Genomic DNA, 13200 nt, shown 5'->3' on the forward strand with positions numbered 1-13200 from the left:
CCTCCGAAGAGGACAACCCTGATATCTTTTAATAGATATCAACTCTCCAATAATGCTAAATGCTTCAGAGTCTGTCAACTTGATGTTCGGCTTTCATCGGAAAAATTTGGTGACTCGTCGTTGAGATGAAAATAACCAAAACAATGAATTAACAAAAATATAACAGAGGTATTCATGTGGTACTTCTATAGCCCTTTACTGGCGAACATTGCATTCATATTAGGTTCAACCTTAAACATAAATGTAACATTTTATGAAATCTGAAAGTGCTGAAGAAAAATGAAAAAAAAATTCACTTTGTTCATCTAAAAAATCTGTTTTGAAGAATTTTTATGCACTCAATACATCTAACCGCTCAATAAGCAGCCAAATCAGACACTAAACACAAGAATGAGAGAGTTGAAATCTCTCACCGCTACGGGTGAGAGAGTTAAAATACGGCGCGGTCTTTAACTAGCTTAGCGAGTGAGATAATTGAATCAACTTCAAGTTTTTCAAATATTTTCGCTTTGTATGTACTTACCGTTTTATTACTGATGAAAAGTTTTTCACCAATATCTTTGTTTGATAAGCCTTGTAGTAGATAATTCATCACTGCGAGTTCACGTTCAGTGAGTAACTCGTCTATGTCTTTTTCAGACGCTATTAGGTGCTCTTGTGGAAAGAAAGTATAGCCACGCAAAATCATTTCAACTGCGGAGGAGATATCTTCAAGGCTTTCGGCCTTGTTAACAAATCCTTGAGCGCCTAGCTTTGCTGCAGTGCGAATAATGTGTTTGTCTTGCTTAGCAGATAAAAACAATACTTTGCCAGTAAACCCACTACTGACTGCGCGCTTATATAAACTAAAGCCATCTGAGTCTTCTAACTCAATGTCTAAAATTGCCAGCGCTACATTATTACTTTTTAAAAACTGCAATGCTTCCTTTTGACTTCCAACAGCTTGTACTTCGTTAACTAGTGTAGACTTAGCGAGTACCATTTTAATTGCTGTTGCCACCATCGGGTGGTCGTCTACCAAAAGTATATTGTTTCCTATGCTCATCGATTAGCAAACCTTCATTATATTTCATCAAACAAGTATAAGTTACTCAGCATTTATTCCACATGTGGATAATTTAAGTTTAGCGGGTTATTTCTAGATTGGTGAAAAATAACTATAAACTTTTTTAGCTGCTCACTTTCGAGTTCGATTAAAACTACAAACTAAACATAACGGGTGATGTCATGTTAAATAAATCCTATCGGTACAGCATATAATACTTTAGTTATGGAGAGTAGCTTTTAGGACATAGAATGCGAAGTTCTAGCTTATTGGCTGATTAATTTAGTCTTAAACAATGCCTTTGGAGGAATATAATTTCGGTACAGTTTATGACTATTTATTGAGAGTTAAAACTCGGGGTTTGGCAGGAGATAAAAATGAATTTTTGGTGAAACAGAAACTGTTTCACCAAAATGCTTAGGTTCGCATAATTAATTATGCTACTTCTACGTTCTCAGCTTCAGGGCCTTTTTGACCTTGTTTGATGCCGAAAGATACTTGCTGACCTTCGCTTAGAGTGCGGAAGCCTGTACCTGTGATAGCGCTGAAGTGTACGAATACATCAGGGCCATTTTCTTGTTCAATAAAACCGAAGCCTTTAGCTTCGTTGAAGAACTTAACTTTACCAGTAACCGTGTTTGACATACCAAATTTTCCTGTAAGTCAATTATTAAAATTCAGCCATAATGGCTCTATCCTCCCTGAGTGAATGCCCAAAAAACTTGGGGTAAAGTACAGGAAGAACCAATAACCAAACCGGTAACCGTACAGCCGCACATTATCCGTAAATTCAATACGCAAAAACTCAAAGCAATTTAAGACTAACACATTAAATTGCTTTTAGCTCTATTAATCGAAAATAATTTTAAGGTCAACTGCCTAAACAAAAATATATGACAGTACTATTTATAAACAATTAATTATCAATGAAAAAAGCCCATCAAATAGATGGGCTTTTAAATCTCAATTTATAGCTTGCTAAAACTTACTTAACTTGCCAATCCATTTGCGCTTCTGCTTTGATTGGTACCACTTCTGAATCACCTAGTTTATAGCTTGCTGGTACTGTCCAGCTCTCTTTAACTAGTGTAATTGTATCTTGGTTTCGTGGCATACCATAGAAGTCAGGGCCAAAGTGACTCGCAAAACCTTCAAGCTTGTCTAAAGCACCCGCTTCTTCAAACGCTTCTGCATAAAGCTCAATAGCTGCATGTGCAGTATATGCACCGGCACAACCACAGGCCGCTTCTTTTTTGTCTTTGTAATGTGGTGCAGAGTCAGTACCTAAGAAGAATTTTTTGCTGCCGCTTGTTGCAGCACCAATTAACGCTTGCTGGTGAATGTTACGCTTTAAAATAGGTAAGCAGTAATAATGCGGGCGAATACCACCTGCTAGCATATGATTACGGTTATAAAGAAGGTGATGAGCAGTAATTGTTGCAGCAACATTCTCTGGTGCATTATTAACAAACTCTACTGCATCTTTCGTGGTGATGTGCTCAAGCACAATTTTAAGACTCGGGAAGTCATTTACCACGTCCGCTAGAATTGTTTCTAAAAATACCTTCTCACGGTCAAAAATATCAATTGATGAATCGGTTACTTCACCGTGCACTAGCAGCAACATTCCTACTTCTTGCATTGCCTCAAGTACAGGGTAAATGTTTTTGATTGATGTTACACCCGAATCTGAGTTGGTCGTCGCACCAGCTGGGTACAACTTAGCAGCAACAATTTTACCTGTCGCTTTAGCTTTTTTGATTTCTTCTGGTGTAGTTTTGTCTGTTAGGTAAAGCACCATTAATGGTTCAAAGTTACCTTGTGGGCCCGCAGCTTTAATTCGCTCATAGTAAGATAACGCAGTGTCTGTGCAGGTTGCCGGTGGAACAAGGTTTGGCATGATGATCGCGCGACCCATATAACGGCTAGCATCACGAACGGTATCAACGAGTTGCTCGCCATCACGTAAATGAATGTGCCAATCATCAGGGCGTGTAATTGTTAGAGTTTGCATCGAATTTAAATCTGACATTGCTTGTTTCCACGGCTAAAGTTAGGGGGATAGCGTAAACATTGAGCAAATAACCTCGCTTATTTACCCAAGTTCATATTCAGGTGCCTAGTTTACACCAGTTCCAGTTTTTTTTGAAAATAACTTTGTGGATAGTTTGATAGTAGGTTAACGTAATAAATTAATACAACATTTCGGTTACCTTTTATTCTATGCCTAAGAGTTTAGACGCTGCTTTTGCACTTGAGGTCAAAACAGACCAACTACATATTATTAATCAGTTCTCATCATCTGTGATGCAATTAGACACAGTTGAAGAATTGTTAGAGTATGTCACGTCAGAAGTGGTAAGCCGCCTAGGTTTTATAGAGTGTGTTATTTATCTAGCCGATGACAAAACTCGCACCCTCAAAGAAATGGCGTCTATTGGCACAGCAAGCAGCCACGATACTTACCATATCGACCGAACAGAAATTAGCTTTGACCAAGGTATTACGGGGTATGTCGCAAGCACTGGTAAACCGTTAATGATTGGCGATGTCAGTGAAGACCCACGTTATATCGCTGACTCTCGCCCTGCTCTTTCTGAGCTTTGCGTACCATTAGTTTATAAAGAAAAAGTACTGGGTGTCATTGACTGTGAGCACCCGCAAAAAGATTACTACAACGACGCCCATTTAGAGATTTTATCAACAGTGGCGCATCTATTAAGTGCCAAGATAAATCAAGTTCGCACCGTAGAAGACTTACAGCAAACTGTGATGCAGTTAAATGATGCGCAAAAGCTAGAACGCTCGATGCTGCAAATTGCTAACTTAACCTATCAATCAAGCGAGCTAGATAGCTTCTTTGAATCTTTACACGGCATTATTACCTCTTTACTTAGGGCTGATAACTTCTTCATTGGCCTGTATGACAAGCAACTAGATGTACTTGATTTAGTTTACATTATCGAAGAAGGCGTGCGTTCTAACGCGCATAAGAAAATATCGAAAGAACAATTAAAAGACACCGCATCTTATTACTTATTAAATATCGACCAATCTTTACTTTTTACGAAAGAAGAATTTCAACAGCATATTGATGCTGGTCATTTTAAAATGGTTGGTCGTCAGGCCGAGTCTTGGCTGGGTGTGCCATTTAAAGTAAATGAGCGCATTAGTGGTGTTATCGCCGTACAAAGTTACAGTAAAAGCTATCATTATGACGAACATGACCGTGCCTTACTTACGTATGTGAGCCGCCAAATTAGCATGGCAATAGATCGTCAATTATCAAGACAAGAGCTTGAGCACCGCGCTCTTCACGACGAATTAACCGGCCTTGCTAATCGCTCGTTATTAATAGAACGTATTAAACATGCGATCCTTCGCCTTGCAAGAGCCGATAAGCGTCACCAGCATGCCCTGCTCTATCTAGACTTTGACCGCTTCAAGAGTATCAATGATTCATTAGGTCATGAGGTGGGCGACCACTTTTTGGTAAAAATCTGTGAGTTGATCTTAGGTACCATTCGCAATACCGATACCTTTGCCCGTTTAGGGGGGGATGAGTTTGCCATCTTTATGGAAAACATCACCGATAAACAACAAATTAATGATGCTCTAGATCGCATTCAACAGGTACTAACAGAGCCTCTCAATATTGACGGCCACCTATTGCAAGCATCTACCAGTATAGGCGTTGCCTTTTGTGAAAGCAGTCGCGACCAAGCATACAAGCTACTGCAGCATGCCGATGCAGCAATGTACGAGGCAAAGTCATCTGGCCGTGGTAAGGTTAAGTTTTTCAACAATACCATGCGTAAAAAACTTAAAAATCATGCGGATATAGAAAATGATTTACAGCATGGTATTGAGCATGACGATTTTGAGCTTTACTACCAGCCAATTTTTACCATTCAAGACACAAGAGTTGTAGGTTTTGAAGCACTTGTACGCTGGCACCACCCAAGTAAAGGCTTTGTCTCGCCAAATGATTTTATTCCCGTTGCTGAAGATACAGGGCAAATTATCAATCTAGATTTACATTTGCTTGAGCTTGCTGCAAAGCAAATCGCAAAGTGGACGAGTGAAGGAAAAGCATTTGGCCGCATTACTGTGAATGTATCATCACGTCATTTTGCGAGCCTAGATTTTGTAGCGCAAATACATTCCTTATACAAACAATATAAATTGCCACTTGGCTCACTATGCTTAGAAATCACAGAGTCTGGCCTTATTGGCAATTTAGAGCTGGCAACAAAAATCATTAAGGGCCTTGAGCCTCTTGAAGTAAAACTGTGTTTAGATGACTTTGGCACAGGCTACTCAGCGCTTGGTTATTTACATCAATTACCGATTCACATAATGAAAATTGATAAAAGTTTCATTGACCACTTAAACAAAGCGCATAACCCCTTGGTTGATGCCATTTTATCATTAGCACAATCGTTGAAACTTGATGTCGTTGCTGAAGGGATTGAAACAGAAAAACAATTGGCAATCTTAAAACAAACTCAATGTAAGTTTGGTCAAGGCTTCTTAAAAGCGAAACCCATGCCAGCCAGCGAAGCAGAAAAAGTCATTACTCACGGCCTATAAGGCTAATATAAAAAAGCCTTGCAAATGCAAGGCTTAGTTTATTTATACTTTACAAAAAGTTACAGCTCGCCGGGTGCAAAGTTATCAACGGCTATTGCTTGTTTACGTAGCTCATTGGCTTGATTCATGCGCTCTGCAACGGTTTCGTTAATCAAGTTTTTCTCTTTTGCTTCGGCAATTGCGCCCTCAAGTTCAAGATTTTTGGCAATAGTGCCTTCTTTTTGCCATTTACGAAGCTGCTTAAAGTCTTCATGAGTATCAATCATGGCTAAAAAGGCATTTTCCATTACACCAGTCCCTGCATTTTCATCGACATAACAAAGGTGGGTTAATCTATCTCTAAAGACTCCTGGTTTGCTCATGTGTTCACACATAGTTTGAGCTAATTCATCGCTTGGACGGTGGTAATGATTACCAAGTGGGAACACAATACGTTTTAGTAAAAAATTAACCACAGGATTAGAGAAGTTTTTAAAGAAGCCGTCGAATGCCTGACCAATGCAGAATAACGAGTGCTCAACAGCATATTGCACAAATGGCAGGTCAGCTTGCTGGCGTCCTTCATCTTCATAACGTTTCAGTACACATGAAGCAAGATATAAGTGGCTAAGCACATCACCTAAACGCGCCGAAATCATCTCTTTGCGTTTTAACTCACCACCTAATACTAGCATCGCAACATCAGTACAAAATGCTAAACCACGACTCATGCGGCTTAACTGTTTGTAGTAAACAGTAGTTGCGCCACATACAGGGGCTTTAGCGAAGTAACTGCGTGTTAAACCGTGCACAAATGCCATACCTGCATTACTGCCAGCAAATAAAATATGTTGCAGTAGTAATGAATCAAATTCTTTTAAGGCAACATCATGGTCTTCCATTGCTGCTGCTTCCATTTCTTTTAAAACAAACGGATGACAGCGAGTGGCACCTTGACCAAAGATCATCAAATTACGAGTAAGAATATTTGCACCTTCAACGGTAATCGATACCGGGATCCCCATATAGCCATGAGCTAGATAGTTATTCGGCCCGACTTGAATACCTTTACCCGAATGAATGTCCATAGCGTCATTCATTACTGTACGACCCATTTCAGTCATATGGTACTTAGCTATAGCGGTAACCACAGACGGACTCAATTTTAAGTCAATCGCCCCTGCGGTCATTAGCCTTGCTGATTCTAAGGTGTAAGTTAATCCACCAATACGTGCCAATGCCTCTTGGACACCCTCAAATTGGCCAATCGACACACCAAATTGTTGGCGAACGGTTGCATAGGCTGATGTCATTCTTGAAGCCAAGTGGCCAGTGGCTGTACTAAGTGCCGGTAACGAAATACCGCGGCCCGCACTTAAACATTCAACTAACATACGCCAGCCTCGACCAGCGCCCTTTTCACCACCGATGATCCAATCAAGCGGAATAAACACATCTTTACCGTATGTTGTGCCATTCATAAATGCCATGTTTAACGGATAATGACGCTCACCTGTTTGTACACCTTCGTGATCAGTTGGAATAAGCGCACACGTAATGCCAAGCTCTTTTTTATCTCCTAATAAGCCCTCAGGATCGTACATTTTAAATGCAAGACCCAGCACTGTGGCAATTGGCGCAAGGGTGATATAACGTTTTGACCAGTTAAGTTTTAAACCAATCACTTCTTCACCATTATGCATGCCCTTACAAACCACCCCTGTATCAGGAATACTGCCTGCATCAGACCCAGCCTCAGGACCCGTTAATGCAAAACAAGGCACATCATCACCCTTAGCTAGGCTTGGCAACCAACGCTCTTGTTGCTCGGTAGTACCATAATGAAGGAGTAATTCACCTGGACCTAAACTATTGGGCACCATTACGGTGACCGCAGCGGTTAAGCTCTTAGTGGCAATTTTCGATACGATGGTTGAATTTGCAATCGCCGAAAACTCGCGACCACCAAATTTTTCAGGAATGATTAACGCAAAAAATCCTTCTTTTTTTAGGTAGTCCCACACTTCTTTTGGTAGGTCTTTATCTTTTTGCACGATTTGATAATCATCAAGCATGGCTAACAAGGTTTCGACTTGCTCGCCCATAAATGCGCGTTCTTTTTCGCTGAGTTCAGGTTTAGGAAAACGATGCAGTTTTTGCCAATCAGGGTTACCACTGAATAGTTCACCATCCCACCAAACATCACCTGCTTCCATAGCTTCACGTTCTGTTTGCGATAACGGCGGCAAAACTTTTTTAAACATACTAAACGTAGGTCGTGTGACAAGATTGAGGCGAATGTCTTTCACCGCAAAAATTACAATCACAGCAACCAGTAACAGAATGATTACGGTCGTCATTGTGCAATCCTTTTATTTTAATTAACTGCTTCAAGTATGACTGATCGTGCCATAAATACAACGTAAGCAGCTCTTACTTAGGTTGTTTTCAACTAGGCAGTTTGTTGTTTACTAAGACACTGCTATTATGCATGGGCAATAAATAACAATAAACTTCTAGGGAACGTTATGAAAAAGACTCCATTTAAGCTCAGCATCAGCGCGCTTATGGTCGCAAGTGCACTAGCACTTACTGGCTGTAATGATGACACTGCGAGCAATAAAACAACGACTGCTGAAGTCAAAACAAGCCAAGTTACCGCACAAGATGCCGATAAATTTATCGCCGCTACTGAAAAAGAATTAAGCGCGCTTTATTTAGAAGCAAGCCGTGCTGAATGGATTTATGCCAACTTCATTACCCATGATACTGCGGAACTATCTGCTGAAGTAAATCGCAAGATGACCGAAGCCGTTGTTCGCCTTGCTAATGAAGCTGCAAAATTCGATAGTTTAGAGCTAGATTACGATGCGCGTCGTAAACTCGATAAACTTAAACTAGCGCTTACCTTACCTGCACCACAAGATGCTGAAAAAACAGCTAAGCTCTCACAATTAGTGGCTGAGCTAGGGGGTATTTATGGTAAAGGTAAATACTGTAAAGAAGATGGTAGCTGTTTAAGCCTTGGCGACATGACCGCAAAAATGGCAACGAGCCGTGATTACAATGAATTGCTTGATTTATGGCAAGGTTGGCGTCAAGTTTCAAAACCTATGCGCCCGCTTTATGAGCAACAAGTTGCCCTCACCAATGAAGGTGCAAAAGAGCTAGGTTATGCAGATACAGGTGCTATGTGGCGTAGTAAATACGACATGCCAGCCGATGATTTTGCAAAAGAACTCGACCGTATTTGGGGCCAAGTTAAACCGCTTTATGATTCATTACATTGTCATGTTCGTGCCAAGCTAGGTGAAAAATATGGCGAAGATAAAGTACCACAAGACCAGCCTATCCCTGCACACCTACTAGGAAATATGTGGGCACAAACGTGGGGTAACATTTACGATGTTGTTGCACCAGAAAATGCCGATCCTGGTTATGACGTAACAGAACTATTAGCTGAGCACGATTACGACGAACTTAAAATGGTACGTGGCGCTGAGAAGTTCTTCACCTCAATGGGTTTTGCGCCATTGCCAGATACCTTCTATGAGCGCTCACTATTCACTAAACCTCAAGATCGTGACGTACAGTGCCATGCGTCAGCTTGGAATATTGATAGCAAAGACGACCTACGTATTAAGATGTGTATTCAACGCACAGGTGAAGAATTCTCTGTTATTCACCATGAGTTAGGCCATAACTTCTATCAACGCGCGTACAACACGCAGCCTATTTATTATCAAGAAAGTGCGAACGATGGTTTCCACGAAGCGATTGGTGACACCATTGCTCTTTCTGTAACGCCAGGTTATTTAAAAGAAATTGGTTTATTAGACGAAGTACCTGATGAATCTAAAGATATTGGCCTATTAATGAAAATGGCATTAGACAAAGTAGCATTTATTCCATTTGGTTTATTAGTAGACCAATGGCGCTGGAAAGTTTTCTCGGGTGAAGTAACACCTGAGAACTACAACAAAGCGTGGTGGGAATTACGTGAAAAATACCAAGGTGTACAAGCGCCTATCGCACGTAGCGAAGCAGACTTCGATCCAGGTGCTAAGTATCATGTACCAGGCAACACGCCTTACACACGTTATTTCCTAGCGCACATTTTACAATTCGACTTCCACAGAAGTTTATGTGAAATTGCCGGTAACGAAGAAGCGATTCACCGTTGTTCTGTATACAACTCTGCTGAGGCAGGTGAAAAACTAAATGCTATGTTAGAAATGGGCTCAAGCCGCCCATGGCAAGAAGCTCTTGCTACTATCACTGGTAAAGAAGAAATGGATGCAACAGCAATCTTAGATTACTTTGCACCGTTACAAAAATACCTTGATGAGCAAAATGAAGGCCGCCAGTGCGGTTGGTAATGATAAAAACGAAAAAGCCCGCATAATGCGGGCTTTTTTATATCATCAAATTAATGATTAAAACTGTAAGCTTACGTTTGCAAAGTATGCATCGTAGTCTGAGTCATCCCAGTTGTTTGCATAACCTGCTTTTAAACCAACGTTTTTGTTAAAGAAGTGCTGTGCACCAAAGCTGTAGTCATCTTCTTTATTAAACGTTACAAATGCTGACGTTGCTTTAGAGAAGTAGTAGTTAGAACCTAGTTCCCAAGAGCTACCGCTATCGTCTGTATCTGAGATTGTACCTTCAATTGTTAGGTAGTTACCTTGTTGAAGATCCATGAAGTATTTTGCATTTACTGCACGGTAATCAAACTCATCGTCTGCTGTGAATGTGAAACCTAAGTAATCAGTGCTGTTAAGCTGGTGATTGTATTTAAGGTCGAACATTACAGTGTTATCACCGTCTTCTACGTCGATAAATGTCGCTTTAAGAAGAAGGTTAGGATTAAAGAAGTAACCTGCAGACACATTGAATAAATCAGTATCTGAACCGTAATCGTAGTTGCTGTAACCCGCACCAAATACAAAATCTTGTACGAAGTATTCACCACCGATGTTAGTTACATCACCAAAGTCATCATCTGCGTACGAACCAAACACGTTGGTTGTTCTGTTGATGTATTCAAACTGGTCGTATGGACCCATTGTTTTCTTTGGCGCGAAGTAATACGTTGAATCAACACTTACTGTGTCGTTGCCATCGGTGTCCATGTATCCTAAATGGCTGATTGATTGGTAACTATCCGCAGCAGTCGCGGCAGTTGACAGAAGCATACTCGAAATAATAACTGCTAACTTTTTCATAAACAGATTTCCCTATTAACATTGTTTCATTGCTGTTGAAAACTAGCCTGATGGCTAAGTTGGGCACATGCTAACGTGAGAAAACTGAATGGAAACTTAACTAAGCATTTGTTTTTACTTGATTAATTGTAATAAAGTGTCGGCAAATGTAAAGAAAAAGTTGGCCGAAACTTGCGTCTCTAAACCAACTTTTAGTGAAAAAATAAAGCTTGTCAGTACCTTATAAAGCAAACTCGCTTATAATTCTATAAACCTCATTAATGTTATCTCCTGCTTTAAAGTCTTTACTGATTGGCGTTGGATCTGAACCAACCCAAATTTTTAGTTCAGCATCAAGGTCAAAATGCCCAGCACTCTCTTTACTAAACTTAGTAATTTTTGAGTAAGCAATACTCAGCATTTCAACTTTAGAACCAGTAACGCCTTGTTTATCAATAATAATTAATCTTTTATTGGTAAAGATGAACATATCACGAATGACTTTATAGGCTTTTTGTACTGTTTCACCATCAATCAGGGTATTAGCAAGCAGCTCTTCTAAATCATCGTTATCGACTTCACTTGCGTTACCCATTAATCCGCTTAATAGACCCATAATTAGCTCTCCTTATGAAAAATTTGGTTTTCGAGTGTGTGACCATTTACCAGTTGACGATACTGCCAACCTTGTTGATAACAAAAGTGTAGAAGATTGATATCAAAAGGCTCAGCGGTTTTTTCAAACTCGATCACATATTCTTTTGCTTGGCTCATATAAACATGATGTACATGGGCAAGGCCAGCAAGCTTTGCTTCTACATCATCATATTGTTGATTTAACTGCAGCGTAATAAAGTGTTTATTATCCTGCGTGCTAGAACGTGCTTGATGCTCACTTAACACCCCTTTATCGAGGTGTAAAACCTGAGAGCATAAACGCTCAAGCTCAGTTAAGTCATGGGAGCTTAAAATAAATGTTGCTTCGTTACTTAAAGAACTTACCAGCTCCCTTACCTCACGAGCATGAATTGGATCAAGGCCTGCAGTTGCTTCATCAAGCATCACTATTTCAGGTGAACCAATTAATGCCTGTGCAATCGTCACTCGCTTACGCATACCATGAGAAAGGTCATCCGGTCGCTGCTTAGCCACTTCTGACAAACCAACGAGCTCTAAAACACGAGCCGTTTCTTTTTTACGAACCGCACCACTGAGCCCTTGTAATTGACCATAAAAGTTAAGTTGATGCGCAATACTAAAACGAGGATCAAGCTGGGCATCTTGCGGTAACGCGGTTAGCTTACCGAATAACGCCGCATTACCTGGGGTATGCCCCATTACCGATAGCTTTCCTGAGCTTGGTAAAATATAGCCACATAACAAACTGAATAACGTTGTTTTACCCGCACCATTTGGACCAACTAGCGCTACCGGTGCCCCTTTGTTTATCTCAAAGCTGACGTTATCGAGCGCTCGTTTAGCCCCGTAGTTTTTTGACAAGCCTTGTGCTTGAATTAAAACGGTCATAATGAGCTCCTCGCAAAAATTCGTTCACCTGCAACCAGTAGCACTGCCGTTTGTAAAAGTGGTAAACCTAAAGCCAATGTGACACCTGCACGCTGGCCTGCCATTAAATCAAGTTGATAGCCCGGAAATATGTAATTTAAAACCTCAAATGCAGGCCATTGCCATGTTAGTAAGCCAATCACAATATTACCGCCAGCAAAGAACAAAATAGCCAATACAAATGCAAGGCGCGATGAACGGGCAAATGTATTCAAAAAGCTCATCAACGCAATAAATGGCATAACCGCAACAAGCAAATAAAATAACAACATAAAGCTTCGCGATAAGCCAGAAAGCAGCAAACTTGGCTCACGATAGCCAAGCATTGCAACCGTTGCCATCAAGGTAACAAACAACAATGCTGCTAAAATGAGTAGCTGCCCTAAAAAGCGGCCAATAATAATTTCTGAACGAGTCGCTCTAAGTGATAAAAAGCGTAACGTACCTCGCTGTCTATCGCCCACTGTTTGGTCACTACATAAAAACAAACAGAAGCTTGGGAAACTAAATAAAGCAATCAGCCAATAAACAGCAAGTTCAGATTCAGGCCAATCAAGTAATTTACTGATGCCAATGGCGCCAAATGCTTGTCTTGCAAAGTCGGCAAAATCAGGTGAGCTAATCAAGGTCACAGATTGGGCAATGGGATAGCGTAAAATAAGTAGCCAACAAATGGCAAAAGCGGCAACCGCCAACAAACCACGTTTGGTCAGAAATAGTCGTACTAGCTCAAATTGGGCAATTTGTGCAAGACGTTTAGGATGTAACTGCGTCACTCATAATCCTTAATGAATTTTATTATTAGAATTACAC

General features: G+C 40.5%; 10 protein-coding genes. 2 read left to right on the forward strand and 8 right to left on the reverse strand.

Annotated elements, in window-relative coordinates:
• Positions 1–430 precede the first annotated feature (430 nt).
• The 3 genes from L1D51_RS16750 to pyrC all read right to left on the reverse strand — a co-directional run bounded on the left by L1D51_RS16750 (position 431) and on the right by pyrC (position 3077).
• Positions 431–1045, reverse strand: coding sequence for a response regulator transcription factor (locus L1D51_RS16750; protein WP_063705929.1), 615 nt, complete (start codon positions 1043–1045; stop codon positions 431–433).
• A gap of 435 nt (positions 1046–1480) precedes the next feature.
• A complete protein-coding gene (locus tag L1D51_RS16755; RefSeq protein WP_036967526.1) occupies positions 1481–1690 on the reverse strand; it encodes a cold-shock protein in 210 nt (69 codons plus the stop codon).
• A gap of 340 nt (positions 1691–2030) precedes the next feature.
• Entirely contained in the window at positions 2031–3077 is a 1047-nt protein-coding gene (gene pyrC / locus L1D51_RS16760; protein WP_055196831.1) for a dihydroorotase, read from the reverse strand.
• Positions 3078–3268: 191 nt separating this feature from the next.
• Between pyrC and L1D51_RS16765 the strand changes: the two genes are divergently transcribed.
• Entirely contained in the window at positions 3269–5638 is a 2370-nt protein-coding gene (locus tag L1D51_RS16765) for an EAL domain-containing protein (protein WP_055196833.1), read from the forward strand.
• Positions 5639–5697: 59 nt separating this feature from the next.
• Here L1D51_RS16765 and L1D51_RS16770 read toward each other — a convergent pair whose 3' ends face one another.
• Entirely contained in the window at positions 5698–7977 is a 2280-nt protein-coding gene (locus L1D51_RS16770; RefSeq protein ID WP_055021540.1) for an acyl-CoA dehydrogenase, read from the reverse strand.
• Between the two features lie 168 nt (positions 7978–8145).
• Here L1D51_RS16770 and L1D51_RS16775 point away from each other — a divergent pair, with 168 nt between their 5' ends.
• Positions 8146–9996: a M2 family metallopeptidase gene (locus L1D51_RS16775; RefSeq protein ID WP_054561748.1), complete on the forward strand. Its 1851-nt coding sequence runs from the start codon at positions 8146–8148 to the stop codon at positions 9994–9996.
• Positions 9997–10053: 57 nt separating this feature from the next.
• Here L1D51_RS16775 and L1D51_RS16780 read toward each other — a convergent pair whose 3' ends face one another.
• From L1D51_RS16780 to L1D51_RS16795, 4 genes are all read right to left on the reverse strand, one after another.
• Entirely contained in the window at positions 10054–10842 is a 789-nt protein-coding gene (locus tag L1D51_RS16780; RefSeq protein ID WP_062564210.1) for a putative porin, read from the reverse strand.
• Between the two features lie 220 nt (positions 10843–11062).
• Positions 11063–11437, reverse strand: coding sequence for a PH domain-containing protein (locus tag L1D51_RS16785; protein WP_054561750.1), 375 nt, complete (start codon positions 11435–11437; stop codon positions 11063–11065).
• A 2-nt stretch (positions 11438–11439) separates the two neighbouring features.
• Entirely contained in the window at positions 11440–12348 is a 909-nt protein-coding gene (locus tag L1D51_RS16790) for an ABC transporter ATP-binding protein (RefSeq protein WP_055021539.1), read from the reverse strand.
• Complete coding sequence (locus tag L1D51_RS16795) at positions 12345–13163, reverse strand: ABC transporter permease (protein WP_054551569.1); 819 nt, start codon at positions 13161–13163, stop codon at positions 12345–12347. The genes L1D51_RS16790 and L1D51_RS16795 overlap by 4 nt, the downstream gene beginning before the upstream one ends.
• Positions 13164–13200 lie beyond the last annotated feature (37 nt).

Origin of the sequence: Pseudoalteromonas shioyasakiensis (assembly GCF_022398475.1) — a bacterium.
In the GTDB taxonomy this organism is placed as follows: Bacteria; Pseudomonadota; Gammaproteobacteria; order Enterobacterales; family Alteromonadaceae; genus Pseudoalteromonas.